The 25,141-nt window shown below is 68.1% G+C and carries 31 protein-coding genes; 11 read left to right on the top strand and 20 right to left on the bottom strand.

The genetic code is table 11. The annotated features are described in order from the left end of the window. Positions 1-106: 106 nt before the first annotated feature. A complete protein-coding gene (locus tag U5918_RS16675; protein ID WP_336002837.1) occupies positions 107-565 on the top strand; it encodes a DUF2267 domain-containing protein in 459 nt (152 codons plus the stop codon). A gap of 37 nt (positions 566-602) precedes the next feature. Next, entirely contained in the window at positions 603-1,322 is a 720-nt protein-coding gene (locus U5918_RS16670) for a class I SAM-dependent methyltransferase (RefSeq protein WP_336002835.1), read from the top strand. Between the two features lie 10 nt (positions 1,323-1,332). On the opposite strand, the gene U5918_RS16665 is transcribed toward U5918_RS16670, so the two are convergent. The 3 genes from U5918_RS16665 to U5918_RS16655 form a co-directional block, all read right to left on the bottom strand. Then, positions 1,333-2,256, bottom strand: a complete 924-nt coding sequence (locus tag U5918_RS16665) for an HhH-GPD family protein (protein ID WP_336002833.1) — start codon at positions 2,254-2,256, stop codon at positions 1,333-1,335. A 98-nt stretch (positions 2,257-2,354) separates the two neighbouring features. Further along, complete coding sequence (locus U5918_RS16660) at positions 2,355-2,606, bottom strand: hypothetical protein (protein WP_336002831.1); 252 nt, start codon at positions 2,604-2,606, stop codon at positions 2,355-2,357. 41 nt (positions 2,607-2,647) lie between these two features. Next, positions 2,648-3,388 carry a GNAT family N-acetyltransferase gene (locus tag U5918_RS16655; RefSeq protein ID WP_336002829.1) on the bottom strand — a complete coding sequence of 247 codons (741 nt, stop codon included), beginning with the start codon at positions 3,386-3,388 and terminating at the stop codon, positions 2,648-2,650. Between the two features lie 155 nt (positions 3,389-3,543). Between U5918_RS16655 and tenA the strand changes: the two genes are divergently transcribed. The 3 genes from tenA to U5918_RS16640 all read left to right on the top strand — a co-directional run bounded on the left by tenA (position 3,544) and on the right by U5918_RS16640 (position 5,287). After that, positions 3,544-4,209, top strand: coding sequence for a thiaminase II (gene tenA / locus U5918_RS16650; RefSeq protein ID WP_336002827.1), 666 nt, complete (start codon positions 3,544-3,546; stop codon positions 4,207-4,209). Next, positions 4,206-4,880 (top strand): TenA family protein, encoded by a 675-nt coding sequence (locus U5918_RS16645; RefSeq protein WP_336002826.1) that lies wholly within the window; start codon positions 4,206-4,208, stop codon positions 4,878-4,880. The genes tenA and U5918_RS16645 overlap by 4 nt, the downstream gene beginning before the upstream one ends. Positions 4,881-4,960: 80 nt before the next feature. Further along, positions 4,961-5,287, top strand: a complete 327-nt coding sequence (locus tag U5918_RS16640) for a ribbon-helix-helix protein (RefSeq protein WP_336002824.1) — start codon at positions 4,961-4,963, stop codon at positions 5,285-5,287. Between the two features lie 40 nt (positions 5,288-5,327). On the opposite strand, the gene U5918_RS16635 is transcribed toward U5918_RS16640, so the two are convergent. The 9 genes from U5918_RS16635 to U5918_RS16595 all read right to left on the bottom strand — a co-directional run bounded on the left by U5918_RS16635 (position 5,328) and on the right by U5918_RS16595 (position 13,543). Continuing rightward, complete coding sequence (locus U5918_RS16635) at positions 5,328-5,741, bottom strand: DUF7475 family protein (protein WP_336002822.1); 414 nt, start codon at positions 5,739-5,741, stop codon at positions 5,328-5,330. Between the two features lie 92 nt (positions 5,742-5,833). Then, entirely contained in the window at positions 5,834-6,547 is a 714-nt protein-coding gene (locus U5918_RS16630) for a hypothetical protein (protein WP_336002820.1), read from the bottom strand. An 81-nt stretch (positions 6,548-6,628) separates the two neighbouring features. After that, entirely contained in the window at positions 6,629-7,639 is a 1,011-nt protein-coding gene (gene cyoE / locus U5918_RS16625; RefSeq protein ID WP_336002819.1) for a heme o synthase, read from the bottom strand. Positions 7,640-7,646: 7 nt separating this feature from the next. Next, positions 7,647-9,362: a cytochrome c oxidase subunit I gene (locus U5918_RS16620; RefSeq protein WP_336002817.1), complete on the bottom strand. Its 1,716-nt coding sequence runs from the start codon at positions 9,360-9,362 to the stop codon at positions 7,647-7,649. Beyond that, positions 9,363-10,304, bottom strand: coding sequence for a plastocyanin/azurin family copper-binding protein (locus tag U5918_RS16615; protein ID WP_336002816.1), 942 nt, complete (start codon positions 10,302-10,304; stop codon positions 9,363-9,365). It lies immediately after the preceding gene. A gap of 2 nt (positions 10,305-10,306) precedes the next feature. Further along, positions 10,307-10,468 (bottom strand): hypothetical protein, encoded by a 162-nt coding sequence (locus tag U5918_RS16610; protein WP_336002814.1) that lies wholly within the window; start codon positions 10,466-10,468, stop codon positions 10,307-10,309. An 82-nt stretch (positions 10,469-10,550) separates the two neighbouring features. After that, the gene (locus U5918_RS16605; RefSeq protein WP_336002812.1) at positions 10,551-10,802 is read right to left on the bottom strand and encodes a hypothetical protein; all 252 of its coding nucleotides are present in this window, start codon (positions 10,800-10,802) and stop codon (positions 10,551-10,553) included. A gap of 74 nt (positions 10,803-10,876) precedes the next feature. Beyond that, entirely contained in the window at positions 10,877-12,208 is a 1,332-nt protein-coding gene (locus tag U5918_RS16600; RefSeq protein ID WP_336002810.1) for an aminotransferase class III-fold pyridoxal phosphate-dependent enzyme, read from the bottom strand. 66 nt (positions 12,209-12,274) lie between these two features. Beyond that, complete coding sequence (locus U5918_RS16595) at positions 12,275-13,543, bottom strand: MgtC/SapB family protein (RefSeq protein ID WP_336002808.1); 1,269 nt, start codon at positions 13,541-13,543, stop codon at positions 12,275-12,277. Positions 13,544-13,658: 115 nt separating this feature from the next. Here U5918_RS16595 and U5918_RS16590 point away from each other — a divergent pair, with 115 nt between their 5' ends. After that, positions 13,659-14,858, top strand: a complete 1,200-nt coding sequence (locus U5918_RS16590) for an AI-2E family transporter (RefSeq protein ID WP_336002807.1) — start codon at positions 13,659-13,661, stop codon at positions 14,856-14,858. 72 nt (positions 14,859-14,930) lie between these two features. Here the strand turns inward: U5918_RS16590 and U5918_RS16585 are convergent, their stop codons facing one another. Then, positions 14,931-15,206, bottom strand: a complete 276-nt coding sequence (locus tag U5918_RS16585) for a PadR family transcriptional regulator (protein WP_077207569.1) — start codon at positions 15,204-15,206, stop codon at positions 14,931-14,933. 577 nt (positions 15,207-15,783) lie between these two features. Continuing rightward, complete coding sequence (locus tag U5918_RS16580) at positions 15,784-15,930, bottom strand: hypothetical protein (RefSeq protein ID WP_169302358.1); 147 nt, start codon at positions 15,928-15,930, stop codon at positions 15,784-15,786. Between the two features lie 110 nt (positions 15,931-16,040). Between U5918_RS16580 and U5918_RS16575 the strand changes: the two genes are divergently transcribed. Both U5918_RS16575 and U5918_RS16570 read left to right on the top strand, forming a co-directional pair. Then, positions 16,041-16,760, top strand: coding sequence for a DUF7117 family protein (locus U5918_RS16575; protein ID WP_336002803.1), 720 nt, complete (start codon positions 16,041-16,043; stop codon positions 16,758-16,760). A 248-nt stretch (positions 16,761-17,008) separates the two neighbouring features. Then, complete coding sequence (locus U5918_RS16570) at positions 17,009-17,209, top strand: dodecin (protein ID WP_336002801.1); 201 nt, start codon at positions 17,009-17,011, stop codon at positions 17,207-17,209. Here U5918_RS16570 and U5918_RS16565 read toward each other — a convergent pair. Continuing rightward, positions 17,206-17,565 (bottom strand): HesB/IscA family protein, encoded by a 360-nt coding sequence (locus U5918_RS16565; RefSeq protein ID WP_336002800.1) that lies wholly within the window; start codon positions 17,563-17,565, stop codon positions 17,206-17,208. The genes U5918_RS16570 and U5918_RS16565 overlap by 4 nt on opposite strands. Positions 17,566-17,799: 234 nt before the next feature. Here U5918_RS16565 and U5918_RS16560 point away from each other — a divergent pair, with 234 nt between their 5' ends. After that, positions 17,800-18,492 carry a DUF7344 domain-containing protein gene (locus U5918_RS16560; RefSeq protein ID WP_336002798.1) on the top strand — a complete coding sequence of 231 codons (693 nt, stop codon included), beginning with the start codon at positions 17,800-17,802 and terminating at the stop codon, positions 18,490-18,492. An 18-nt stretch (positions 18,493-18,510) separates the two neighbouring features. Here U5918_RS16560 and hisD read toward each other — a convergent pair whose 3' ends face one another. The 3 genes from hisD to U5918_RS16545 form a co-directional block, all read right to left on the bottom strand. After that, positions 18,511-19,791 (bottom strand): histidinol dehydrogenase, encoded by a 1,281-nt coding sequence (gene hisD, locus U5918_RS16555; protein WP_336002796.1) that lies wholly within the window; start codon positions 19,789-19,791, stop codon positions 18,511-18,513. 149 nt (positions 19,792-19,940) lie between these two features. After that, on the bottom strand, positions 19,941-20,168 hold the full coding sequence (locus tag U5918_RS16550; protein WP_336002794.1) for a hypothetical protein: 228 nt from the start codon (positions 20,166-20,168) through the stop codon (positions 19,941-19,943). Positions 20,169-21,152: 984 nt separating this feature from the next. Beyond that, the gene (locus U5918_RS16545; RefSeq protein ID WP_336002792.1) at positions 21,153-22,034 is read right to left on the bottom strand and encodes an alpha/beta hydrolase family protein; all 882 of its coding nucleotides are present in this window, start codon (positions 22,032-22,034) and stop codon (positions 21,153-21,155) included. Between the two features lie 128 nt (positions 22,035-22,162). On the opposite strand from U5918_RS16545, the gene U5918_RS16540 reads away from it, so the two are divergent. After that, on the top strand, positions 22,163-22,363 hold the full coding sequence (locus U5918_RS16540; RefSeq protein ID WP_336002790.1) for a hypothetical protein: 201 nt from the start codon (positions 22,163-22,165) through the stop codon (positions 22,361-22,363). A 1-nt stretch (position 22,364) separates the two neighbouring features. Here the strand turns inward: U5918_RS16540 and U5918_RS16535 are convergent, their stop codons facing one another. Then, the gene (locus tag U5918_RS16535) at positions 22,365-23,345 is read right to left on the bottom strand and encodes a J domain-containing protein (RefSeq protein ID WP_336002787.1); all 981 of its coding nucleotides are present in this window, start codon (positions 23,343-23,345) and stop codon (positions 22,365-22,367) included. Between the two features lie 115 nt (positions 23,346-23,460). On the opposite strand from U5918_RS16535, the gene U5918_RS16530 reads away from it, so the two are divergent. Further along, positions 23,461-23,892, top strand: a complete 432-nt coding sequence (locus U5918_RS16530) for a universal stress protein (protein WP_336002785.1) — start codon at positions 23,461-23,463, stop codon at positions 23,890-23,892. Between the two features lies 1 nt (position 23,893). Here U5918_RS16530 and U5918_RS16525 read toward each other — a convergent pair whose 3' ends face one another. Beyond that, positions 23,894-25,099 (bottom strand): inorganic phosphate transporter, encoded by a 1,206-nt coding sequence (locus U5918_RS16525; RefSeq protein ID WP_336002783.1) that lies wholly within the window; start codon positions 25,097-25,099, stop codon positions 23,894-23,896. Positions 25,100-25,141: the final 42 nt, after the last annotated feature.

The following is a 25,141-nucleotide window of genomic DNA, read 5'->3' as shown; positions in this document are numbered from 1 at the left end:
AACGCTGCGCGTCCACTTCGGCGCAATCCGCTCGTGATGGGCGCTCGCGCCGGTCCGGTGCGAACGACGACCGCGCTTTATTGCCGATGCGACCGTCCGGGAGTCCATGAACTTCGACGAGTTCACCGGCACCGTCCAGCACCGCCTCGAGTTCCCGGGCACCGGGCAGACCGTCCGCGCGATCCGGGCGACGCTGTCGACGCTGGGACGCCGCATCCCCGCCGACGCCGCCGAAGACCTCGCCGCGTCGCTCCCGATCGAGATCAAGTGGTATCCCACGGGTGCGGTCGACACCCACGGAGAGCGGTTCGACTGGTCCGAGTTCGTCGCCCGGGTCGCCGAGATCGAGGGGTGCGACCGGGCCGATGCGGCCTATCACGCCCGCGTCATCGTCGATTTCGTGCGCGAGCAGGTCCCCGAGTCGGACTTCCAGGAACTCCGCGACCAGTTGCCCGAGAGCCAGGAGACCGAACACTGGGGGAAGCTGTTCGAGGTCGTCGACGCCGGCGGCTGGAACGAATCCCAGGAAGCGGCGGTCAGCGGCGGACGGCAGGGAGAGGACTGACGCAACCACTATCTCGGCGCTGGCCCTGCGCAGGGGTATGAAGGAGGCCGTCCGCACGAACTTCGACGAGAGCGTCACCGCGTACGACGACTACGAGCGCCGGACCGGCCGGTTCACTGCCCTGGCTCGCCTGTTGCGAGCCGAGATGGCGCCGCGGACCGGCGACGTCGAGCGGATCCTCGACGCCGGCGCTGGCACTGGCGTCAGTACGCGCGTGTTCGGCGACTGGGGGCGGACGGTCGCGCTCGACCTCAGTCGCGAGATGCTCCGCGAGGTCTCGACCGGCGAGCGCGTCCAGGGCGACTTCGACCACCTCCCGTTCGCCGACGGGTCGTTCGACGCCGTGGCGTTCACCGCCTCGCTCTTTCTCACGCCCGACCCAGGAGCGGCGGCCAGCGAGGCCGCGCGCGTGCTCCGGCCGGGCGGCGTCGTCGGCGCGGTCGCACCGCTGGGCTGGGTGCGAGCGGACGGGAGCGACGTGTTCGACGAACTGGAGCGGGAGTCACGGTCCCCGACCGACGCGAACACGGTCGAGAGAGCGCTCGAGGACTCGTTCGCGGTCCAGACCGGGACGTGGCGGTTCGCGACGACCGCCGAGGACGTCCGACAGTTCCACGCCATCCCGGCGATGGCGGCCCGGCTCTATCCACGGTTGCCCCCCGAGGAGCGGGTGGCGACCGCCCGGGAGCTGCTGGCGGGCCTGGACGGGACCCTCGAACAGCGGTGGCGGTGGGTCGTCGGCGTCACCGAAACCTGACGAGAGGGGCCTACCTGCGGAGCCGCGCGACCGCGCCGTCCTCGCGGTCGACGATCTCGACGAGTCCGTCGTCGGCCAGATCCGCGAGCAGCCCGCGGAGCCACTCCCGCCCGAACTCGCCGTCGGGCACGTAGTCGACGCGAACCTTCGGTCCCAGGTCGTCCAGCGCGAGTTCGCGGTCGTCCCGCAGGGCGTTGACGACCCGACCGCGCATCTGCCGTCTGCTGCCCTCGAACTCGGGCTGGGTCGGCACGTCCGGCGCCGTGAAGTCCCCCGTCTCGTAGGCGTGACACCACCGTCGCCAGGGACAGCCCGCGGCGTCACAGGACGGCGTCTTCTCGCAGGCCACGCCACCCAGTTCCATGATCGCGTTGTTCCAGACTCGAGACTTTCCCTCGGGCAGCAGTTCCGCGGCCGCATGCTCGAACTCGGTGTCGTCGTCCGGCACGTCGAAGGCGCGGTAGAGCACGCGCTTGACGTTCGTGTCCACCACCGCGTCGCCGTTGTTGAACGCGAAGGAGGCCACCGCGTTGGCGGTGTAGGGACCGACGCCCATCAGTTCGGAGAGTTCGTCGGGGTCGCGCGGGAACTCGCCGTCGTACTCCCCGACCACCTGGTTCGCCGCTTCGTGGAGGTACTTCGCGCGGTTGTTGTACCCGAGGCTGTGGGAGGTCCAGAACCCGACCACGTCGGCGCGGTCGGCCGCCGCCAGGTCCGCCACTGTCGGCCACCGGTCGAGGAACGCTTCCCACGCCGCGACCACCCTGTCCAGCTGGGTCTGCTGGCTCATCACCTCCGAGACGAGTATCTCGTAGGGGTCCTCGGTCCGTCGCCAGGGGAACGACCGGTGGTCGTCCTCGTACCACTCGATCAGGGCCGACCTGACCGCCGGCACGTCGACCCCCGACAGCGCCGCCGTCGCGTCCTCGCTCATCGACGCCCGGTTGGGAGAGCCGCCGCTTACGCGTGGCGATTCCCCGTTGGCCCCTGCCGACGCTCGCACCTGCCGCCGTCACCGACACCCACGACCCATCAGAACGTATATCGGTAGTGGCACTTCGGACACCGCGCGACGTCGTTGCGGATCAGCAACAGGCTCTGATTGCATTCGGGACAGGCGCTGTCGACGCTGATACTGGACTCCCGGGCGACGCCCCGCAGGGCGTTTTCGAGCTGCACGAGGCGTTCCTCGAGCCGTTCCAGACGGGCCTGCGACTGTGGCTGTGCGCGTGGGGTCGAATCCTCGGCACCACCGGACCAGGGGAACTGCGGCTGTCGGGACATCGCTGTCAGTAGCAGACGGCGGAGGATAAACGCTGTTCCTGTCAGAAGTACGCGGCGTCCCACTGATCGGCGAGGTGCTTGTTCCCGCAATTCTGACACTCGAGGCGACCGAGGCTGTCCGATCCGACGCTCGTGCTCTCGCAGTTCGTGCAGAGGTACCCCCAGGCCTCCTCGTCCGACTCGTCCTCGAACAGTCGGACGAAGGGGCCGTCCGTGCCGGGGGTGGCCTCGTCGGTGTCGACGTCGAACTCCCGTCCGTCCTCGGAGACTGTCTCCGGGATCTCGTGGTCGGACGACCCGATGTCGCCGAGTCCCGGTTCGGCGTAGAGGTAGCCGTAGAGCGTCTCCGATTCGAAGTCCAGTTCCGTCTTCCCGGCGCGCTCGAAGCCGAACTGCTCGCAGAACGTCTCCCCCTCCTCGTCCTCCGCGAGGATCCGACCGACGAGCGGGAGGTCGCGATCCGCCGCCGCTTCGCACACCCGATCGAACAGCGCCGTGCCGGCGCCCGCTCCTCTGTGGCCGGGTTCGACGTGGAGCCAGCGCAGCAGCGCTCGGTCGCCGAAACCGACGTCGGCGAACCCGATCACGCCGTCCTCGTTCGCGGCGACGAACAGGTGGTCGTCGTCGGCGTCGAGCCGCGAACGCACCTCCTCGGGGTCGAACGCCGTCTCGACGAGCGTCTCGATCTGGAGGGGACTAAACGAGTACGAGGTCTGGAACGACTGCTCGGCGATCCGACCGACCCGGTCGACGTCGTCTCCCGTGGCCTCCCTGACGTCCATACGCGCCTTTCCGGACGACGGCGAATAGTTCCTCTTGCCGACCGTTCGTCGATTGGTCCAGCGGTCGACCCGACGCCGATGGGAAGGCGTGATCGCCTCGGCCATTAGTTCGTTGTACAACCACGTATTAGTCACTGCGATCCGTGGAGGGTACCATGACCTTCACGGCCGAGCTCCGCGAGGCAGTCGACCCCGTCTGGGGGGCCATCCACGACCACGAGATGGTCCGCCGGCTCGGGGACGGCACCCTCGACGAGGAACCGTTCCGCTACTGGGTGAAACAGGACTACGTCTACCTGATCGAGTACGGCCGGGTGTTCGCCCACGGCGCGGCGCGAGCCCCGTCGCTCGAGCGCCTGGGGACCTTCGCCGAGTTGCTCGACGAGACGATCAACACCGAGATGGACCTCCACCGCTCCTACGCCGCCGAGTTCGGCATCTCCGAGGCCGAACTGGAAGCGACCCAGCCCTCGCCCACCACTCGGGCGTACACCGACTTCCTCGTCCGGACGGCCGCGACCGGAACGTTCGGCGACCTCGTCGCCGCCCTCCTGCCCTGCATGTGGGGGTTCAACGAGACAGGCGAGCGACTGGCCGAGCGGGGGAAACCCGATCACGAACGGTACGCCGCCTGGATCGAGATGTATTCGAGCGACGAGTTCGCCGAACTGGCGTCCTGGTGTCGGGACCTGATGGACGAACTCGCCGCGGACGCGCCGGCCGACGTCCGGGACCGGTACCGCGACCTGTTCGTCACCTCCTCGCGCTACGAGTACATGTTCTGGGACGCCGCCTGGCGTCTGGAGGAGTGGCCGGTATGAGCGTCGAGGAGGGAGGCCCCGACCGCTACACGACCCGGCTCCGCGAGCGCACGGGTCCGGACTGGACCGCCGCCACCGAGCACCGGTTCACCGAGGAACTCGCGGCGGGCGAGATCGCCGACGACGCGATGGCCCGCTATCTCGTCCAGGACTTCCGGTTCGTGGAGACGCTCGCGAGCGTCGTCGGCTACGCCGCCGCGCAGGCCCACGACACGGCGGCGAAAGCCGAACTCGGCGAGTTCCTCACCGTCGTCGCGACCGACGAGACCGACTACTTCGAGCGCTCGTTCGACGCGCTCGACGTCCCGGCCAGAGAGCGCACCGACCCCGAGCCCTGGCCGGTGACGCAGGCCTTCGAGGACCTGCTGCTCTCGGCTGCCCGTGACGGCGGGTACGCCGAGACCCTCTCCGTGCTCGTCCCCGTCGAGTGGGTCTACCTGACCTGGGCCGACCGCGCCGCAGACGGCGAGCGGCCCGACCGGTTCTACCTCGACGAGTGGATCGAGATTCACGCGGTCGAGGCGTTCGCGGACTTCGTGGAGTGGCTGCGTGCGGAACTGGACCGCGTCGGTCCAGAACTCCCCGACCGACGTCAGCGACGGGTCGCACGGAACTTCGAGCGGGCCGTGGCCCTCGAAGTCGAGTTCTTCGACGCCGTGTACGAGGGCTGATCGGGGCCCCCGGTTCGCGGGCGCCGCTCGCGTCGTCGCCAGCCGTAAGCGGTTTCCTCCGGCGACGCCACGACTCGGCCATGAGCCTCGACGACCTCAAAGACGACGTGGAGGGGACCTACTCGGACCTCGGCGAGGAGTTGACGATCGACCTCGACCGGGAGACACGCAACGAACTCGCGATGCTGTCGGCCGCGCTGGAACCCGACGACGTGGGCGAGTTGCTCCGCCGGGCCGTCCACATGCAGTTCCAGACCGCCGTCGAAACCGGTAATCTGGACTTCCACCTCCGGAACGGCTACGACGTGACCTACGACGAGTACCTCTCCGGGATGACCTTCGAGGAGATGACCGGCGGGCAGTTCCCGCAGCAACAGCAGAAAGACGACCGGCGCTACCAGTTCTAGTCCCCGTGTTCGCGCTCGGCAGCCCTCGTTCGACCGACCGTCAGGGCGAGGTCTGCACGTAGAGCACGCCCGCACAGGTCGCCAGGACCGCCTCGGCGGCCTTCGAGAGGACGGCTATCGGATTGAGGCTCCCCTCCACGAAGAACGCCTCGACGCCGAACCCCTGGAAGACGAACAGGGCGAGGATGGTCACGAGCGCGTACAGCGCCGCGACGAGGTAGAGTTCGCGTCGCCAGTACCGGCTCACGTACAGCGCGGTCCCGGTCAGGAATCCGAGACCGTTCAGCGCGAACAGTGCCGCGAGCGTCGCGTCGAAGCCGGCGACTCGCGAGGCGAGCAGCAGGTGGATCACCCCCGTGACGACGGCCGCGAGCGCGGCCACGTACCCGAGCGGATGCGACGGCAGTTCGAGTAGCGATTCCTCCCGCCGAGTCGCGGTCGACTGAGCCGTCATACCACGGTTTTCGGCGAACGCGCCGATAAAAGTTGTTCGTCGCGATCCGTGAAATCAAGGCGACAGCTTCCGCCGCGGCCCGCGAGGGCCACTCACCCCTCGCGAATCATCGAGACCGTCCGGGTGTACCGGCGGATCGTGTCCCCGTTCTCGTCGCGCAGGACCACCTGGAACTGCTTCTCCCCGGTGACTTCCTGGAGCCGACTCTCCCGAACGTCGAAGTCGAACGGTGGGTCGTCGTCTACCGTCAGCTGGTCGCCGCCGGTCACGACGGCGACGCTGTCGATCCCGTCGGACTCGGTCAGGTGGCAGTGGATCGTGGTGTCGTCCCCGCTCGTGGATTTCGTACATTGCAGGTCGGGGTTCACGTCGGCGCCGGCGTCCTCGAGCGACGACTGGAAGTCGAACGTGACCGGGGCCGTCGGGAACGTGCCGAGCAGGACCACGGCGATCAGGAAGGCAACCAGCGCGGCGTTCGGCAGGCGCGTACCGACGGTCGTCCGTCGCCCGCCGGACCGTCGCAGCCGAAGCGCGAGGGGAATGACCACGAAGTGATGCACCGGCCCGTAGAGCAAGACGAGGAACCCGTAGGCCATCGGGTAGTGGAGCCAGTTCCAGGCCGGCTGATAGGAGAGCAGGAGGTTCGAGGCCGACCAGAGGAAAAAGCCCATGAACACGAGCGCGCCCGCCTTGAGAAAGCGCCAGCTGAGCGAGTTCGCGTAGTAGATCGTCTTCATCGTCCGCCACGCGTTCCGTACCAGCGATCCGACCATCGCGACCGGCGACTGGGCTGTGTCCTGTGTCATGTGTTCGAATGCTCCGTCGTCGCGGCTCGTCCGTCCGATACGCCCCGGATCGCCAGCCCGGTTGTCCCGAATCCGTTCGGATCAGAGGCCGCCGAGTTCCACCGTCAGCCGGTCGCGAGCCCGCGTCGCCAGCCCGGCCCAGTCCGGCCCGGGCGCGGCCCGGACGCCGTCGAGTGCCGGGCGACGCGACCAGATGCCGACGAACAGCCCGACCGTCCCGAGGGCGACTGCGACCGCGACGACCGGTGCGTCCGTGATCCCCGAGACGGCCCAGCCGAGGAACACGGCCGCGAGGAACACGTTCGACGAGAAGAAGGCCCGGACGGCCCGGGCGTCCCCGCCTCGCCGCGCGAAGGGCCGGTAGGCGAGTCCGAACAGCGCCGCCGCGGGGAGCACGGCCCCCGCGTAGACGGGGCCGGCGAACGGAACGAGCAGGCCGGCCGTCCCGACGGTCGCGAGCGCCGAGACCCACACACCGCGGCGAACCCGCGAGGGGGCGGCGACCACCGGGAGCGTCGGAATCTCGGCGGCGGCGAAGTCCTCGCGGTACACCACCGCGAGCGCCCACGCGTGGGCGGGGGTCCAGACGAACACCAGCGCCGCCATGACGACCGCCGGGAGCGCGAGCGGCCGCACGGCCGTCCACCCCGCGAGGACGGGGAAGGAACCGGCCGAGCCGCCGAGAACCACGCCGAGCCAGTGCCGGCGCTTCAGCAGGACCGTGTACAGCCCGACGTAGGAGAGGACGCCGAGCCACATGTAGGCGACAGCGACCGGCGGGAGCCGCCACAGCGCGAGCAGCGTCGCCCCGAGCAGCAGGGCGGCGGCGAACGACAGCGCGGCTCGCGGGGCGACCGCCCCCGTCGCGAGCGGTCGATCGGCCGTGCGGTCCATCTTCGGGTCGATGTCCCGGTCGTAGTAGCAGTTCAGCGCCGCGGCACCGCCGGCCATGCCGACCCCGGCGACGGCGAACGCGAGCAGGTCCAGAAGTGGCAGGCCGCCGGCCGCGACGCTCGCGGTCACGCCGGTCAGGCAGAGCAGGCCGGCGATCCGTGGCTTGATCAGCGACAGCAGCGCGGCAGGTGCGGTCACGGGGGAGTCACCCGACCTGCCAGAGCTGGCTCAGCAGGTACCAGTTGAGCGCCCAGAGCACCACGAACACCGCAAGGAAGAACAGGGTCATGACGAACGTGCCCCGCATGCTCAACAGGTGGTGTGCGGTGTCCTCGTGGTCTCCGCCGTCCGCGACGGCCGTCGGCGGTGCGACCGGGAGCGCCCCATCGTACTTCTCGCCGAACAGCAGGGAGCCGACGGCGATCAGGACGAACAGCGCCCCGCCGATGATGGCCAGGACCGCGAAGACGCCGAAGATGACGAACAGCGGCTTCGCGGCGGCGAAGCTGAAGTCGGTCCCCGGGATGTCCATCACCGAGGGGTGCCGGCGGGGGATACCGTAGAGGATCCCCAGGTACATCATGATCAACACCGTGATGCCCATCGTCCCGGCGTAGAAGTACGGCTGGATGATGGCCACGGGCCTCGCGATCCAGTCGCGGCCGAAGACCAGCCGCAGGACGTAGTAGCCAAGGCCCATGAACGCGAGCGTCGTCCCGACCGCGACGGTGCCGTGGAAGTGGCCGACCGTCGCGAGCGTGTTGTGCCAGGTCATGTTGAGCTGCATCTGGCCCATCAGGACGCCGGTGATGCCGCCGAGGAAGCCAAAGCAGATGATCGACAGCACGGTCGCGGAGAACCCGGGGTCCTTCCACGGCGCCGACCAGAGCCAGCCGAACGTGCCGCCGCCCTTCCCGCGCTTGCGGCGACCGATCTCCAGCCCGGCGGGGATGGCGAAGGCGTGGATCATGCTCGCCAGCACCGCCCCGTAGGCGGCGTAGGACGTGTTCCACATCCGCCACCCGGCGGAGACGCCGGGGTCGACCAGCAGGTGGTGGGCCGCGCCCATGTTGATGAAGAACAGGTAGAGCACGAAGGCCGACCGAGAGACCTTCTCGCTGGCGACTTCCGCGCCGGCCAGCACGTGGGTCAGGAAGTACCAGACCGTGATCATCGCCAGCAGGTTGATCTGCTGGGTCCCGTGCCCGACGATCCAGTACATCTGCCGGTACCAGGCGGCGTCGATGTGCGCGAGAAAGCCAGTCCGCCACAGAAGCGTCGGGACGTAGGTGATGAGGCCGCCGACGATCGCCTCGGCCGCGACGATCGCGGTGATGAACGCCCCGAAGGCGATCAGCGGGAGCGCGTCGTTGGGATTCTCGCGTTTCTCCCGCCAGATCGTCCCGAGGAACGGTAGCGCCGCGACCAGCGCCCCCAGCAGGAACACGACCACGCCGAGGTAGAACCACGGCGAGGACGGCAGGGGTGCGTAGGAGGTCAGCAGCGGCGCCTGGTTGGGCTGTTTGGTCAGCCAGATGGCGACGTTGATGACGATGGCGCCGCCGAGCATCAGGACGTATCCGGCCTTGGCGAGGAAAGTGAGCGCCAGTTTCCGGCCCAGGATGAAGGGGCCGCCGACGTAGAGGATGGCGATCTCCATGAACACCATCCAGAAGATCAGCAGGTTCCAGGCGTGGATGCTCAGGAAGCGGTAGAAGTCCTCCGCCCCGAGGAGGCCGATCACTTCCCAGCGCGTCAGCGCGACGAAGATGGCGAAGAGCCCGCCGATCAACAGCGCCACGATGGCGGTGAGCCCGAACAGCTTCACCATGTCCTCGGCCGACCGGTGGATCCGCAACCCGGTCACCGAACACGTCCTGAACCCGTCGTCGTCGTACTGGTAGGTGCCGAATCCGAACATTCAGACCACCTCCACGACGCCTTTCATCCCCGCGGGGAGGTGGGGATCACAGTAGTACGTGTACGTCCCGGTCGTCTCGAAGGTGTGCTCGAAGCTGAACCCGCTGTCCTCCAGGGATTCGTGGCCGCTCCACGAGGCCCCGTCCGGCTGGTCCTCGACCACCACGTTGTGGTTGCTCGATTCCCACTCGAACGTGACGGTGGTCCCGGGTGACACCTGCACTGCGGCGGGGTCGAACGTCAGGTTCCCGCCCGGACCGACCGTGACGGTGACCGAGTCCTGCCCGGTCGCGTCCGTCGGACCGCCGTAGTTGGGCGCCGGACCGCCCTGTGCGTCGCCGCTGAACCAGCCGTCGTAGTCCTCGGTGCGGCGCTGGTTCCCGCCGCCGCTGACGTCCGGGATCGACTCCCGGACCTCGAAGGAGCCGTGCATGGTCCGGTGGCCGGTGCCACAGAACTCGTTGCACACGACGTGGTAGGTGCCGGTCTCGTCGAACTGCATCGGCACCTTCCACTCGTAGCCGGGGAGCATCTGCAGCGAGAGCTGCTTGCTCAGCGTGTCCTCCTTCCTGACGGAGAACCCGTGCTGGACGTCGTAGGTCCCCAGGTGGAAGACGTACTCAGTACCCGCCTCCAGGACGACCGGGAGACCGTCGAATGCGTACCGGACCGCGCCGATGTACACGTGGTTCTCGGGCGGGACCAGGCCGGCCTCGACGCTCCCGGCGTTTGCCTTGTACTCAGTGACCTTGGACTGGAAGGCGTCGGTCGGGGTCCTGAGGGTCTCACCGACCTGGTTCTGGTCCCCGAACTGCATCCAGCCCGCCATCCAGCCGAAGAGCGTGACCGCCCACGCGCCGGACAGGCCGAGCCAGATCGTCTCTCGGCGGTTGATCTTCTCGTTCCACCAGTCGTCGTCGGGCGTGTCGAGTGGCGATTTCATGGTTATCCGGGCGGAATTGACAACAGGTCGACCAGTCCCCAGACGATGTACGAGAGCGTGAAGTACAGGAGCGCCGCTCCTGCCAGTAGCCACGGGCTCTCGAGCAACTGCTGGGGCCACGGCTTGTCGGCTTCGTCGTTCTGTCCGTCTTCCGATACGACCATGGAAGAATCTCCGCCCAGTGTTCAACTAAACCTACTCCCGAACATCTCCGGACCCGGCCCGGGTGCCGCGGTCCGGAGCGGACTACGGCGACCCGTCGGCCGGGCAGTCGTCAGACGGTCGCTCGACCGCGAGTTTCAGTTCCACGGCGGCGCCACAGCTGTTGCACTCACCCAACCGGATCACGTCCCGCAGGAGCATGTCCTTGAAACAGCAGGGACAGGTGATGCCGGTCAGCGGACCTGGCATGAACTCGAACGTGTTCTCCCCCGTCACGGTGAACTCGTCTACTGGCGCGTCGACCCCGTCGTCCGTTCCGGCCGGTTCCGAGGACATTGTGCGTGTTACCAATCAACAGTACGTAAATCTTCGTCAGACATCGAGGGGAACCGGCCGGCGTTGCCGGTTCGTCAGGCGCTGGCCTCGACGGCCGTTGCCAGCAGGTCGGCGCCAAGTTCAATTTCGCGTTCGGTCACGTCCATCGGCGGGAGGATTCGCAGGGTCTTCCGCCCACAGCCCAGCGTGAGCAGGCCCCGTTCGAAGGCGGCGTCCATGACGTCGTCGCGGCGATCCTTCGAGTCGAACTCGACGGCCAGCATCAGTCCGAGCCCCCGGACGTCGACCACGCCCGGCCCAGGGTCGAACGTCTCGCGGAACTGCCGGCCCCGCTCCGTCGCGTTTTCCATGAGCCCCTGTTCGCGGATCACGTCCATCGTGATCGCTCCCTGCGCGCAGGCCAGCAGGTCGCCCGCACCCCAGGTCGAGGACAGCCGACTCGACTCGTCGGGGAACACGTCCTCGCTGGCGATGGTCGCGCCGACACGGAGCCCCTTCGCGGCCGTGATCACGTCGGGGTCGAAGGCGTAGTGGTCCGACGCCCAGAACTCGCCCGTCCGGCCCATCCCGGACTGGATCTCGTCGGCCACGAGCAGCAGGTCGTGCTCGTCGACTATCGCCGCCAGCTCCGCGGCGAAGTCGTCGCTCGGGAACCGGTAGCCGCCTTCCCCCTGGACTGGTTCGACGATGACGTAGGCCACCTCGTTGGGATCGACGAACCCCCGGCCCGGTTCGAGCATCCGCCGGAGGACGGAGCCGTCCTCGACGAAGAAACCGCAGTCGCAGGTTTCGGGGTCGCACGTCCGGTCGGCACAGAACGGTACGTCGTGGACGGTCGCGATCTCGGGGAACCGCCGCCGGTAGATCCCCTTCGAGCGGTTGAGCGAGAGCGCGCCGAGCGTCCGGCCGTGGAACGCCCCTTCGAACGTGATCGCGTACTTGCCCGCGGTGTGGTCGTAGCTGATCTTGATCGCGTTCTCGACGGCTTCGGCGCCGCTGTTCGAGAGGAACACGGTGTCCATGCCGTAGTGGTCGGAGACCTCGACCAGCCGATCCATCAGGTCCGCCGGACCGGGGATCGACGTGTCACCCGGCGGGCCGCTGGCCGCGTAGAAGTCCTGGCCTGCGATCTTGGTGGGGTCGACCAGGTCGAACTCGTCGAGTCGCTCCACGAGCGTCGGGTTGTTGTATCCCAGCGGGGAGGCGCCGACGTGGGCCGTGAAGTCCAGGAGGACGTTGCCGTCGACGTCGGTGCAGAAGGGACCGGTCGCCGGCGCGGTGTGGTCCCAGACGAACTCGTAGACGTAGGTGCTCGGCGCGGCCGTCTCGTGGTGGTATTCGACCTGTTTCCGCGCCCGTTCGCCCGGTAGCTCGTCGACCTGCGGCACGACGCTGTCCCGATCCATGCAGGAACTTCGGTCGCCGATCCGATAATAGTTCGTCCGCCGACCGCGGGACGACGCCGTCCCGCCTCAGATCGTCACCAGGAAGGTGACGGCGGTCGCGCCGATCAGCAGCGCGAGACTCCACGCGGCGACGCGGTAGGCGAACCCGCGGTTGGGGCTGGCGAGGGTCAGACCGGCCTTGACGACGATGCTCGCCGCGGTCGCGAGCAGGATGGCGAGCACGGCCTCGGGCTCCGTGAGCGTCCCGCCCCTGTAGAGGACGACGGCCGAAGTCGTCGCGCCGGCACTGGAGACCAGCCCCGAGATGGCCGCGGTCGCGTAGAACCCCGCGGTGCCGAACAGCTGCTGGGCGACGCTCCCCGCGACGACGATCAGCAGGAAGATGAAGCCAAAGCCCAGCGCCTGGCGGAGCGAGAACGGGCTCTGCAGGTCGATCTCGACGGACTCGCGCCAGTCGGCCGCGTAGGCCGCGACACCGACGCTCCCGAGGACGACCGCTCCGAGCGGGACGATGGCTCCGAGCAGGATATCGGACTCGACGGTGAACACGAGCGCGATGACGAGGTTGCGCAGCGCCATCGCGGCGTCGGCGAGCAGGACCGCGGCGACGGCGTAAGAGGTCGCTCGATCGTGCTGGCGGACGTGGTCGAGCATCGTCCCCACGACGGCCGTCGAGGAGGCCAGCCCGCCGAAAAACCCCGTCACTGCGATGCCGCGACCGCCGTAGGTCTGGACGACCGCGTAGTTGACGATGCCGATGCCCGCGACGGTGACCACCATGAGCCAGACGACGCGGGGCTCGAGGGAGACGGTGAGCGAGGCGGCCTCGAAGCTCTGTGAGCCCGCCGGCAAGAGCGGATAGATCACGAACGCCAGGATGGCAAACTCCGTCGCCGACTGGAGTTCCTCGTGGGAGAGCCCCCAGGCGAAACTGTGGAGCTCCCGCTTGAGCACCAGCAGGAACGACGAGACGAAGGAGACCGTGACCCCCTCGAGGACGTACCCGCTGGCGACCAGCACCCCCACGCCGTAGGCGACGAGCATCGAGACCGACGTCGTCAGCGAGAGGCCATGGTCCTCCGAGAGCAACCCCTCGACCGCGAGCACCAGCCCCTGGACGACGACGAGCGCGGCGCCGGCGGCCAAGAGCGCCACCTCACCGACGACGGTAAAGACCGCGCCGAGCAGGCTGATGAACGCGAACGTCCTGATCCCCGCGGTCTTGTGCGACCACTCCCGTTCGAGGCCGAGAAACATCCCCAGCGCCGCCGCCAGCACGAGCTGGACCACCTCGGCGTCGAGCGGCGCCGGAATCGTCTGCAACACGGGATCCACCCGTCGGAGTACGGGCTTGATCCCGTTAAAGAATACGGCGCCAGGTCGCGGTCGATTCCCGCGAGTGGCGCCGCCTCGGCCCGGGATTCATGGTAGTGGGCGCGGAACAGACGGTATGGTCGGTCTGGACGTCAACCGGACGCGAGCGTTCTGGTGGGGTCTCGCGTTCGTGTTTACACTCGTCGTCGCCTACGTCGTACAGGCGTTTCTGGGCACGTTCGTGTTCGCCATCTTCATCTACTACGCCACGCGGCCGGCGTACGAACGGATTTACGAACGGGTCCGCAACCGGGGCGCCGCCGCGGCCCTCGCCCTGCTTACCTTCACGCTGCCGGCCATCGCCCTGCTGGCCTACACCATCGCCATCTCCGTCCAGGAGTTGACCAATCTCAACGGCCAGCAGCTGGGCCCCATCATGGCGATGATCGAACCGTACGTCCCCGTCTCGACCATCGCGGAGAACCCCGCGGAGCTGATCAGCCAGGGAAGCGTCGAGACCGTCCGTTCGACGCTCGACTCCGGGCTCCAGTACCTCGGAGTGGTCGGGACCGCGCTCCTCCACCTGTTCGTGATGTTCGCACTCGCGTACTACCTGCTCAAAGACGGCAGCCGCCTGTCGCGCTGGTTCGTCCAGTTCGGCGACGACCGCGGCATCTTCGAGACGTACGTCGCGGCCGTCGACCAGGACTTCGCGAGCATCTTCTTCGGCAACATCCTCAACGCCATCGTCACCGGCGGCATCGGTGCCATCGTGTTCAACCTCCTCAACTACGTCGGGCCCGACGCGCTCCAGATCCCCTACCCCGCCTTGCTCGGCATCCTGACCGGCGTCGCCAGCCTGATCCCCGTCGTCGGGATGAAGATCATCTACGTGCCGATGCTGGGGTATCTGGGGTATACGGCCTACGTCCAGGAGACCGGCTTCGGCTTCGTCCTGCTGGTGACTGCCGTGACGGTCGTGATCGTCGACCTGCTCCCCGACTTCATCCTCCGGCCGTACGTCTCCGGGCGGAACCTCCACATCGGACTCGTCATGTTCGCGTACGTCCTCGGCCCGCTCCTCTTTGGGTGGTACGGCATCTTCCTCGGCCCGATCATCCTGGTGCTGGTCTTTCACTTCGGCCGGATCGTCCTGCCGGAACTGCTGGCCGGCTCGAAGATTCGCCCGGTGGCCGTCGACCCGACGTACCTGACACCCACCGAGTCGACGCCGCCACCCGACGATCCGCAGAGCGAGGTCGCGGACGAGTCTGAGGATGACGACAGCGTTCCGGAAAACGGCTCGAAGCCGACCGACGTCCCTGACGATCAGTGACCGCGACTGTGAAAACCGACAGTCAACACGACAGTGTCCACTGACTCGTGACCCGCCACCACGCCATCTGATTCAGAGGTCGACGTACTGTTCTTCCCACTCCCGGCGTGCGTCGATCTCGCGACGCCCGCGCCGGGTCAGACTGTAGAAGTTCGTCCGCCTGTCGCGCTGGCCCTTCTCGACGAGGCCCTTGTCGACGAGCGTGTCGAGGTTCGGGTAGAGACGCCCGTGGTGGATCTCCTTCTCGTAGTACTCCTCGAGTTCCTCCTTGATCGCCAACCCGTGTGGCTCCTCCCGGCCGGCGATGACGTACAGCAGGTCACGCTGAAATCCTGTCAGGTCGTACATCGGTAATGTCCAACTGCAGGTTACTGTCGGAATATCATAAATATATCGACTTTCGATACGTCCGCGGGGGTAACGGGCGACTTATCGGGGGGTTTTGCTTGTATCATCTCTGGTGAACACTCGCCAAACCTATCGGCACAAAGTGCCACTGGATCGCGGGCCGAGTCGGTGCCTCCGGAGACGGACGGAACTGGACCGGGTCGAGTTCCGGGGCCGCACCGCGGACTGGCCGGATGCAGTGAGCGACGGACCGAAACTGGGCGGCGAAGATAGCCACGGCTCCGGCGCGTGGTCCGTATCGACCGACGGAGCAGTGGCTCCGTCGTAATTGGTCTCGAATGGAAAGCAAACCACGCGGAGGTGAAAATACCCCGCGTGGTTGCTTGCCGCCCTGAATTGGTCCCCGCTGACGCTTCGGCCCTCCAAGCGAAGCGTCACCTGAACGCAGAGGCCATAATTACTTAAATGTACCGACCTCGCCATTATCGCTGCCCGTCGGATCGAAGGACGCGCGTTCTTCAACTTCTGGTCGCCGATCGGCCTCACGCGTCCACTGTCTCGGGAGCGAGTTGCCGAATCAGATGTACTCCTCCTCGAGCACCCACCCGAGCGCCCGCTTGTAGTACGTGAACATCTGTCTGACTCCCTGATGGTTCATGTTCTCGTCGTCGAGCTGTTCTTTCAGGAACTCGTATTGCTCGCGGATCTCCTCTTCGTCGCGCATATCGGGACGTGGGGTCGGGAGAGGGAAGTATTTTCACACTCCACGGGCGGTGGAAGCAGTCCCCGGGCGCTGTCGCACGTGTTTTGAGGCTGGCACCGCAAGGTTCGGGCATGAAGATCCGCGGGGACCGGAAGTGCAAGGACTGCGAGACGCGCTGGTCGTACTACGACACCGCAAGCGTCGCCTGTCCCCAGTGCGGGAGCCTCCGGAGCGTCGGCGTGGACGAACGGAAGGAACACACCGCCAGCCCGGTCACGCTCGATCTGACCGAGGTGCGAACCCGCGTCGACGACGCGCCGCTCCGTGAACTGGCCGCCGACGCCGCCGAACGCTGTCGCGCCTTCACTCGCCAGTACGGCTTCATCGACGCCGGCGAGCTCCGGCCCCTCGACGACACCTACCTGGCGGCGGTCGAGCTGGCCCACGCCGCGAGCGAGTTGCGGCAGGCGATGCGGACCAGCGACGACGAGGAGTACTACCTGCTGACGCTGCTACGCGGCGCCGATCAGGGCGAACGACCCGGGCCGTCGGACGTCCCCGACTCCATGCGCTCGGCCCGCGGACTGGCGTACGCGAGCGCCGTCGAGGACTACCGGCGCGACCTGCGGACGTATCTCGACGACGACCCCGACGACCTGGCCGGCGACCTCCTGGGCCGGCTCTCGGAGCACCGCAAACGCGTCGCGGCGCTCGAGGGGGACGTCTCGCTCGCGGCGAGCGAATCGCTGATCGGGGCCGCACAGGCCGTCGGCCACTACCTCGCCGAGGGCGACGAGGGTGCGCTCGCACAGGCCCAGCATCAACTCGACAATCTGAACGCGGACCTGTGAGCGACAGCGGCGGGTGATGGCGAGCAGGCGATCCATGGGAGTCCCGACGCGGCGGACCGCGCTCCCGCCTCGACCGCGCCGGACGTCGATCAGTGCACGATCCGGTGTGGTCCCGTCTCGGTACGTAAACGTTCGGCCGGCGACGGTGAGACGGTGCACCGTCCGCCACAGTGACGGCGGTTCGACGCTTCGTGCTAACCTTTAACACGGGAAGCGTCGAATGGACCGTCGTCACGGGGAGACAACCCATGGTTTTCAAGAAGATCACACTGATCGGGACGAGTCCGGACAGCTTCGACAAGGCGGTCGACGACGCGGTCGACCGCGCGGAGAACACCCTCGACAACGTCTACTGGGTCGAAGTCGAGGAGATGGGCGTCGAGATCGCAGGGGTAGAGAACCGCGAGTACCAGGCGGAAGTGGAGGTGGCCTTCGAGCTGGCCGACTAGGTCCGGAAGCTCTCGCCACAGCCGCACTCGGAGACGACGTTGGGGTTCTCGACGTGGAACCCTTCGCCCTGGAGTCCATCCTCGAACTCCAGACGGCTGCCCTCGATGTAATTCATGCTCGCTTCGTCGACGAACACGCGCAGGCCGTGGTGTTCGAAGATCGTGTCTTCGTCTTCCGGTTCGTAGTCGAACCGCATCCCGTAGGAGAGGCCGGCGCAGCCGCCCTGCTGGACGAACAGCCGGAGGCCGGCCACGTCGGTGTCCATGTCCTCGCCCTCCAGCAGCCGGATGGCTTCCTCGGCGGCGGGTTCGGTGACCTCGATCTCCGCCTCGGCGGCCGCAGACGTTCCGCTCATGAACGACGATACCGGCCGAACGATGTTAACTGTGTTGCCACTCCCGACGAGGGACTGCGGACCCCGACGTCCCATCCGACAGACCGGTCGCACGGGGGACCGCTTCACCGACGATTACGGCCTCTAAGCCACCGTTACCACCGAATTCGGCGGTTGCGAGTCGCTTTCACCCGCGGGACTCCCTAATCGTTTTGGCAGCAGAGTCAACCCCGCTTCGGAGAAATGTGAGACTACATGTCCAGCAGAGCCACCCCCCAGGGACGTACCGGGTCGAGTGACGCCCGAACGCCGTCCCAGCTGTTCGCGGCGCTCGCCGACAGTCGACGGCGACGGATCGCCGCCTCCGTCCGAGGGCGGCCCGACGGCCTCACGGTGGACGAGCTGACCACGTTCGTCGCCAGCGCCGAAACGGGCGTCTCGCTGACCGACGTCACGGAGGCGCGCTACGAACGCGTGCTGGTCAGTCTCAGACACCACCACCTCCCGAAATTCGAGGAGATCGGACTGCTCTATCGACAGGACGCCCGGATCGTCCCGACGGACCCGGCCGTGTTCGAGGACGGGTTGATCGACGCCGTGCTGGGCGTCGAGGCGCCGCCGGCGGAGCTCGACGCCGCACTGGAGCTGTTGGCCTCCGAGCGCCGGCGGATCCTGATCGACCGGCTTCGGGCCGAGGGCACCGCGAGCGTCGAGGAGCTGGCGGCGGCGGTGGCGGAGGCTCGCGGCGAGGACAGCCGTAACGTCCACGTCTCGCTCGTCCACACCCACCTCCCGAGGCTCGACGACGAGGGCGTCATCTCCGAAGTCACCGAGGAAGCGCCGTCCGGCGAACGGCGTGTGCGCTTCGAGGGGCTCCCGGCCGGCGGCGAACTGTTCGCCCGCCTCGCCCGACTCGAGGACGACCTGCTCCCGCACGTCTCGACGTGAGCGACGGTCCGCCCGCGCTCAGTCCTCGTCGTCTTCCAGGCGCTTCCTGACGCTTTCTGCGTGTGCCGTCAGTCCCTCGGCCTCGGCCAGCGTCGTGATCGTCTCCGAGAGGCCAGCGAGCGCGTCGCGGTCCAGTCGCTGGACGGTGGTCGAGCGCAGGAACGTGTCGACCGACAGGCCCCCATAGCGACGCGCGCCGCCGCCCGTCGGGAGCACGTGGTTCGGTCCGCTGGCGTAGTCGCCCGCCGCGACAGGTGAGTACGGCCCGAGGAAGACGCTCCCCGCGCTGTCGACGCGGTCGAGCAGCGACTCGTCGTCGTCGGCGACGATCGAGAGGTGCTCTGCCGCGTACTCCTCGACGAAGAGGACGGCCTCGCTCATCGACCGCGCGAGGAAGACGCCGCTCGCGTCGCTCTCCAGCGCGCCGCGGATCGTCTCCTCCCGCTCTTTGCCAGTCGCCTGCGCCTCGACCTCGGCCGCGACCTCGGCGGCCAGTTCCTCGTCGACCGTGACAGCGACGACCGACGCGCGTGTGTCGTGTTCCGCCTGCGCGACCAGATCGGCGGCGACCAGTTCGGGATCGGCCGTCTCGTCGGCGAGCACCGCGATCTCGCTCGGTCCCGCGAGGAAGTCGATCTCCACCTCTCCCCGCACCTCGGCCTTGGCCGCCGTGACCCACCGGTTGCCGGGGCCGACGATCGTCTGGACGCGGTCGACCGTCTCCGTCCCGTAGGACAGCGCGGCGATGCCCTGTGCGCCCCCGACCTGGTAGACCGCGTCGGCGCCCGCGATCTCGATGGCCGCGAGCGTCACGGGGTTCAGTTCCTCCGCGGGCGGCGTCGCGACCGCGACGTGCTCGACGCCCGCGACTTTGGCGGGGATGATGCCCATCAGCGCGCTGGATGGGTAGGCGGCGGTCCCGCCGGGAACGTAGACCCCGGCGCGCTCGACGGGGGCGTACCGACGACCGAGTTCCCGGCCGTCGAAATCCTCGCGCCAGTCATCGGGAACCTGGCGTTCGTGGAACGCCCGGACGTTCGCGGCCGCGGTCTCGACGGCCTCGCGGACCTCGTCGTCGATCTCCTCGGCGGCGCGGGCCGCCGCGTCGGTCACGTCGAGGTTGCCGACCGACACGTCGTCGAACTCCTCGCTGAACTCCCGTATCGCCACGTCGCCCTCCTCGCGGACGCGATCGACGATCCCGCGGACGTCGTCGCGGATCTCGTCGATCCCGGCGTCCCGCTCGAACAGCGCGGCCCGCTCGTCGGGCCGCAACTCCGAAATCTCCCGGACGTTCATACCTGAACTTTGCGGGCCAGGGAAAAACGGTTGTCGAAGTGTCGGCGACCCGTCTCGCGAGGTCCCAACCTGTCGATTCCCCACCCACGGCGAAGAAAAGCGGTTCTCGCTGAGACGGCCGCTCGCCGAACAGGGCAGACCGGCGCGGATCAGCTGTCGCTCGTGAACTGGCCCTGCTCGTTGCGCTCTTGCTTCCGGCTCGAGTGCTCAGCGGCGGGCGACCGCGTCTGCTGTTTCAGGCCGCCCTGTGACTGCTGCCCGCCGCCCTGCTGGCCGCCCTGTTTGGGCTGCTGTTCCTGCTGCCCTTGCTGGCCTGCCTGTTGCTGCTGGCCCTGTTCGTGGGGCGGCTGGGGCTGGGCGGCTTGCCGACCGCCCATCTGGCGACCCGGCTGACCGCCCTGCTGGGGCTGTTGTGCCTGCTGGCGCTGCTGCCCACCCTGCTGGAAAGCCTGCTTTCCGCCCTGCTGGAAGCCCTGCTGCCCGCCGGGCTGACCGCCTTGTTGCCCTCGCTGCTGGCCACCCTGCTGCCCGTACTGCTGAGCGCGCTGCTGACTGCCTCGCTGGCCCTGCTGGCCCTGCTGGCCACCAAACTGGCCTTGCTGGCCGCCCTGCTGGGGCTGGGCGGCCTGCCGACCGCCCATCTGTCCACCCTGTTGCTGACCGCTCTGCTGACCGTGCTGCCCCTGTTGCTCGAATCCCTGCTGGCCGCCCCCGATCTGCTGTCGCTGCTGGCGCCCCCCATGCTGTCCCCCTTGGCCCTGCTGCCCAGGCTGGGGCTGCTGTCCATGCTGGGGTTGCTGTCCCTGCTGGGGCTGCTGTCCCTGCTGGGGCTGTGGTCCACGCTGGGGCTGCTGTCCCTGCTGGGGCTGGCCGCCCTGTTGCTGTCGGCCGCCCTGCTGGGCCTGTGGTCCACGCTGGCCCTGCTGGAAGCCCTGCCCACCTTGCTGGCCCTGGCGGCCTCCCTGCTGCTGGCCGCCGCCGATCTGCTGTCGCTGCTGAGGGCCGCCCTGCTGTTGCTCACCCTGCTGACCCTGCCGGTATCCCTGCTGTCCCTGTTGGCGCTGCTGTTGCTCGCCAATCTGTTGCTCTCCGCCCTGTTGCGGACTGCCTCGCCGTCCCTGCTGGCCTGTTCGTCGTTCGTGCTGGTCACCGCTGCCCTGGTGTGGCTTGTCTCGTGGACTCATAGAATATCTCCGCTGGGGTCCACCACGAGGGTGCGAATAAACCGGGCCAATCGTTCAGTGGCGAAGCAGTCGCTTATCCGGCCGGCGATTCGCCGCGAACCACCGCGAACGCCACACGGTGCGGGTAACACCTGCTTACCCGAGGGCAGCCACCGAAAGCTCGCGTTACCGCAACCGTCAGTCCCAGTTGTCCACGACCGTCGGCACGCAGCCGGCGTCGGGCAGCGGGAAGCTATCGTGGTCGCTCACCTGCTCGGTGACGTCGTACTCCTCGTAGTTGTCGGGGGTCTCCCCCTCCGCGCCGGTGTCACCGACGGCCCTGTCCCACTCCTTGAACGCGTACGTCCAGCCGAGGTAGTCGTCGTCGGTCTTGTAGTAGTTCCGGCAGGTCTCGCAGTGGTCGGCGATGGCCTGGCCGTACTGGCCGTCGCGGGCGACCGAGTCGTTGTCGATCGCACCGCCCAGGAAGTCGACCGAGGTCACCGACGTGTCGTAGCCCCGATCCATGAAGAACTCCAGGCACTCCGCGACCGTCTTGGCCCCGCCGCCGTGGGCGACGAGTCGCACGTCGGTGTCCGGACTGGCGTCCGCGTAGTCCCGCACGAACGTGCCGAGTTTGTCCGCGTTCCGGTCGGCGATTTCGACGCGCTGGCTCCAGCGGCCCTCGTTTCCGTCCCAGTCGTAGCCGACCAGCGCCTCGTCGTACTCGGCCGCCCGGAGCGCGTCGTTGAACCCACGCAGCGAGTCCAGCGCCCCCTGCAGGTCCTTCTCGTATCGGTGGACGAAGACCACCAGTTCGTCGGGCGCGTCGCCTCCCGTGAGTCCGGGGATGGTCCCGTCGGTCCGGTAGTTCGTCCGGGTGTTCCGCGGGGTGAGGTCCACCCCCAGAAACAACTGCGCGATGAAGTGTCCGCGGGTGATCACCCGGCCCGCGTACGAGCCCTCGAACCCGGCCGCGCTGCCCGTCGTCGCCAGGCCGGCGATCCCAGCCGTTCCGCCCGCGACGGTACTCAGAAACGTGCGTCTCGTCGATCGTCCCGAATCGTCCCCCAGTGCCATTGTCCCAGTGTGGCGACGTGTGCCACACCGTAAATAAATTTCGCAGCCACTGTCCGTTGCTTTAATTGTTCGATCGTCAGACGCTCGTCTGCCGGGGTGTTTTGCCCGTCGACGGTGATACGGTTGGTATGAGTTCGGAGTTCGTCTGGGGGGCGACGAAAGTCTGGCACTGTCAGATCTGTGAGAGCCGCAACGTGACGACCGAGACGGACGTCTTCAGCGACCAGTGTCGGAACTGCACGGTGTACAACGAACTCGACTGGACCGAGGACGGCGAGGTGAGCGTCGTCGAGGCGCGGGCCGCCGTCGAACGGATGGAAGCCGAGTGAGTTACGAGTACACCTGCGAGACCAGGTGGAGGATCGAGAAAAACACCGTTCCGCCGAGCAACAGCAGGGAGAGAAATAGCGTCGGCACCGAAGGCACCCACGTCATCAGCAGCCAGACGGTGACGAACGCGCTGATCAGGAACACGAAGTGAAACGCCAGCCACGGGCCGATCGCCCGGAGCGCGTCGCGCTGGGCAGCGGCGGCCGCCTCGTCCGACTCCGCGGTCGGCTCGAACCCGGACGGAGTGTACGCGTTCTTGGCCGCGTGCGCTGCCTCCCAGTTCTCCCGCCGGGCGCGCTGGCGCGGGTCCGCCTCGTGGCCACCGGTCGCAGTCGACGCTGTCCGGCCACCCGAGAACGCCCAGTTCCGGCTGGAGTCGGTCGACCAGGTGCCGTGATCGCCGGTCGCGTTCCGCCCGGTCCGTCCCGACCCAGTTCGGTTCGTCTCGCCGTGGTCCGACCGATAGCGTCGGTAGTTCTCGGCCGTCGACCCGCCCCGCGTCCCCCGGCGGTTCGCCGACCCGGGTCCGGCGCGCGAGGACGACCCGCTCGACCCAGAATCGCCGGGAGTCGACCGAGCGCCGCTCGTTCCGTCGCTGTCACCGCTGCTGGTATCCCCGGCGCTCGAATCGCTCGCCTCGTCCGCGTCGGTCGTGCCCGTCGTCGTTCCGCCGGCGGACTGGCCGGCCTCCGTGCGTGAGTCGGTGCCGACGTCCGACGCGTCGGCGTCGGCGGACCAGGCGGGGCTGTCGAGGTGGCGCCGGACGTACGTCGCGTGCCCGACGCGGTCGTACCGCCGTCGGCTGGTCTCGTCGACGAGGACGTCGCGGGCGGCCGTGAGCCGCTTGAACGTCGAGGCCGCGTCGTCGTCGTCGCTCACGTCCGGGTGGGTCTCCTTGACCTTGGCCCGGAACGCGTCGCGTATCGCCTCGGCGTCGGCGTCGGTTTCGACGCCGAGAACGCTGTAGAACGTCTCTGCCATGCGGGGTGTGCGGTTGCATCACGTTCGACCTCCTACAGGTTAAAACCCACCCGGATTCCGACCGCGGAGCTACACCACCGCCGGGGTACTTGTGTCCGGCGCAGTAACTCCCGCCATGGCCCCGACGCAGGTTCTGGTCCCGCTCGACGGATCGCCGCTCGCCAAGGAGGCGCTCGGCCACGCACTCGAGACGTTCGACTGTCCGGTCACGGTCCTGAACGTCGTGACGCCGCTGGACGAGTCGATGAGCGAAGGCGGGATGCTGGAAACAGACGAGGACCGGCGCGAAGGCGCCCGCGAGCGCGCGTCCAGACTCGTCGAGGGAGCGAGAGACCGGGCCGGAGACGGCGACCGGGACGTCGAGATCGTCGTCGAGACCGGCGATCCGGCCGAGACCATCCTCGAAACGGCCGAGAGCCGCGACGCGGATCACGTCGTGATGGGGGGCCACGGCGGGTCCCAGTCCGGCATCGCGAGCCGATTGCTGGGGACGGTCGCGACGACCGTCGTCGGTGAGGCACCCGTGACGGTGACCGTCGTCCGGTAACTCAGGCGAGCACCACCGCCAGGGCGCGGTAGAGCCCGAACCCGATGGCGATGGAGCTAAAGAGCGTGAGCAGCCAGAAGACGAGGGTCACGCCGATCTTCCGCCGGGAGACGCCCGCGGAGCCGCCGGCGAGGCCACCGCCGATCACCCCGGAGATGATGATGTTGTTGAACGAGATGGGGATCCCGAGCGCGATGGCCAGCTGGGCGATGACGAACCCCGGAACCAGCGCGGCGATGGACCGTCGGACCCCCAGTTGCGCGTACTCCCGGGAAGTGGCCTGCAGCAGCCGCGGCGCACCCATCCACGCGCCGCCGAGGATGCCCGTCGCGCCGACGGCGAGGAGGACGAACCCCGGCAGCCCGAGTTCGGCCCGGTAGAGGTTCTCGAGGGGGCCGGTGGCCAGACCGACCTGGCTCCCCCCGCTGGAGAAGGCCACGAGCGAGCCCAGGAGGACGAGGAACACTTTCACTCCGCGGTCCACCGAGACGAGGGTCCGCCGCCGGATGAACAGAAAGCTCGCGGCCGAGACGACGAGGGTCGCCGCCCCCATTGCAGCCAGTTCGACGCCGGGGACGCCGGCCCGGGCCGCGACACCGGCAGCGTAGGCGGCGATCGAGCCCTGTTCCGCGCCGGTCGGCGAGGGGATGATGCTCAGGCGGACGTTGGCGACGATGGCCCCGACCACCGCCGCAAGCAGCGGGACGCCGACGGTCTCCGGGATGTCGTCGCGTCGCAAGATCGTGGCAGTGAGGTACGCCAGTCCGCCCGAGACCGGCGGGACGAGCGCCCAGAACGTCACGATTCGGCGGTACGTGTCGAAGGCCGGGGCGCCGCCCAGCGAGAGCCCGACGCCGACCATCGCGCCCGTGGTCGCGAATGCGGCCGGCACCGGATAGCCCGAGTAGATACCGAAGGCCATGAAGCCGGTCGCGGTGAGCAGGCCCGCGGTGGCGGCCAGCGACGTGATCGCGACGCCGTCGATCAGCCCCGCGCCGACCGTCTCGGAGATGGCCCCGCCCTGGGTCAGGGCGCCGAGGGCGGCGAGGATGCCGATCAGGAAGGCCGCTCGCATCGTCGAGATGGCGTTGGCGCCGATAGCGGGCGCGAAGGGCGGGGAATTGCTGTTGGCGCCGAGCGTCCAGGCCGTCACCAGGCCCGTGACGGTCGCGAGGGCGACGAGGCCCCAGAAGACGAGTCCGGCCACTGCGTCATCGACCCCCGTGACGGGACCGAACTATCGAGTCGG

Origin of the sequence: Halorientalis sp. LT38, from assembly GCF_037031225.1 — an archaeon.
Taxonomy (GTDB): Archaea; Halobacteriota; Halobacteria; order Halobacteriales; family Haloarculaceae; genus Halorientalis; species Halorientalis halophila.
This window is presented reverse-complemented; position numbering and strand designations above follow the sequence as displayed.

Bases quoted from the DNA above. Each gene is read 5' to 3' on its own strand.
- U5918_RS16675 (WP_336002837.1), top strand. From the start codon at position 107: ATGAACTTCGACGAGTTCACCGGCACCGTCCAGCACCGCCTCGAGTTC.
- U5918_RS16670 (WP_336002835.1), top strand. From the start codon at position 603: ATGAAGGAGGCCGTCCGCACGAACTTCGACGAGAGCGTCACCGCGTAC.
- U5918_RS16665 (WP_336002833.1), bottom strand. From the start codon at position 2,256: ATGAGCGAGGACGCGACGGCGGCGCTGTCGGGGGTCGACGTGCCGGCG.
- U5918_RS16660 (WP_336002831.1), bottom strand. From the start codon at position 2,606: ATGTCCCGACAGCCGCAGTTCCCCTGGTCCGGTGGTGCCGAGGATTCG.
- U5918_RS16655 (WP_336002829.1), bottom strand. From the start codon at position 3,388: ATGGACGTCAGGGAGGCCACGGGAGACGACGTCGACCGGGTCGGTCGG.
- tenA (WP_336002827.1), top strand. From the start codon at position 3,544: ATGACCTTCACGGCCGAGCTCCGCGAGGCAGTCGACCCCGTCTGGGGG.
- U5918_RS16645 (WP_336002826.1), top strand. From the start codon at position 4,206: ATGAGCGTCGAGGAGGGAGGCCCCGACCGCTACACGACCCGGCTCCGC.
- U5918_RS16640 (WP_336002824.1), top strand. From the start codon at position 4,961: ATGAGCCTCGACGACCTCAAAGACGACGTGGAGGGGACCTACTCGGAC.
- U5918_RS16635 (WP_336002822.1), bottom strand. From the start codon at position 5,741: ATGACGGCTCAGTCGACCGCGACTCGGCGGGAGGAATCGCTACTCGAA.
- U5918_RS16630 (WP_336002820.1), bottom strand. From the start codon at position 6,547: ATGACACAGGACACAGCCCAGTCGCCGGTCGCGATGGTCGGATCGCTG.
- U5918_RS16620 (WP_336002817.1), bottom strand. From the start codon at position 9,362: ATGTTCGGATTCGGCACCTACCAGTACGACGACGACGGGTTCAGGACG.
- U5918_RS16615 (WP_336002816.1), bottom strand. From the start codon at position 10,304: ATGAAATCGCCACTCGACACGCCCGACGACGACTGGTGGAACGAGAAG.
- U5918_RS16610 (WP_336002814.1), bottom strand. From the start codon at position 10,468: ATGGTCGTATCGGAAGACGGACAGAACGACGAAGCCGACAAGCCGTGG.
- U5918_RS16605 (WP_336002812.1), bottom strand. From the start codon at position 10,802: ATGTCCTCGGAACCGGCCGGAACGGACGACGGGGTCGACGCGCCAGTA.
- U5918_RS16600 (WP_336002810.1), bottom strand. From the start codon at position 12,208: ATGGATCGGGACAGCGTCGTGCCGCAGGTCGACGAGCTACCGGGCGAA.
- U5918_RS16590 (WP_336002807.1), top strand. From the start codon at position 13,659: ATGGTCGGTCTGGACGTCAACCGGACGCGAGCGTTCTGGTGGGGTCTC.
- U5918_RS16585 (WP_077207569.1), bottom strand. From the start codon at position 15,206: ATGTACGACCTGACAGGATTTCAGCGTGACCTGCTGTACGTCATCGCC.
- U5918_RS16580 (WP_169302358.1), bottom strand. From the start codon at position 15,930: ATGCGCGACGAAGAGGAGATCCGCGAGCAATACGAGTTCCTGAAAGAA.
- U5918_RS16575 (WP_336002803.1), top strand. From the start codon at position 16,041: ATGAAGATCCGCGGGGACCGGAAGTGCAAGGACTGCGAGACGCGCTGG.
- U5918_RS16570 (WP_336002801.1), top strand. From the start codon at position 17,009: ATGGTTTTCAAGAAGATCACACTGATCGGGACGAGTCCGGACAGCTTC.
- U5918_RS16565 (WP_336002800.1), bottom strand. From the start codon at position 17,565: ATGAGCGGAACGTCTGCGGCCGCCGAGGCGGAGATCGAGGTCACCGAA.
- U5918_RS16560 (WP_336002798.1), top strand. From the start codon at position 17,800: ATGTCCAGCAGAGCCACCCCCCAGGGACGTACCGGGTCGAGTGACGCC.
- hisD (WP_336002796.1), bottom strand. From the start codon at position 19,791: ATGAACGTCCGGGAGATTTCGGAGTTGCGGCCCGACGAGCGGGCCGCG.
- U5918_RS16550 (WP_336002794.1), bottom strand. From the start codon at position 20,168: ATGGGCGGTCGGCAAGCCGCCCAGCCCCAGCCGCCCCACGAACAGGGC.
- U5918_RS16545 (WP_336002792.1), bottom strand. From the start codon at position 22,034: ATGGCACTGGGGGACGATTCGGGACGATCGACGAGACGCACGTTTCTG.
- U5918_RS16540 (WP_336002790.1), top strand. From the start codon at position 22,163: ATGAGTTCGGAGTTCGTCTGGGGGGCGACGAAAGTCTGGCACTGTCAG.
- U5918_RS16535 (WP_336002787.1), bottom strand. From the start codon at position 23,345: ATGGCAGAGACGTTCTACAGCGTTCTCGGCGTCGAAACCGACGCCGAC.
- U5918_RS16530 (WP_336002785.1), top strand. From the start codon at position 23,461: ATGGCCCCGACGCAGGTTCTGGTCCCGCTCGACGGATCGCCGCTCGCC.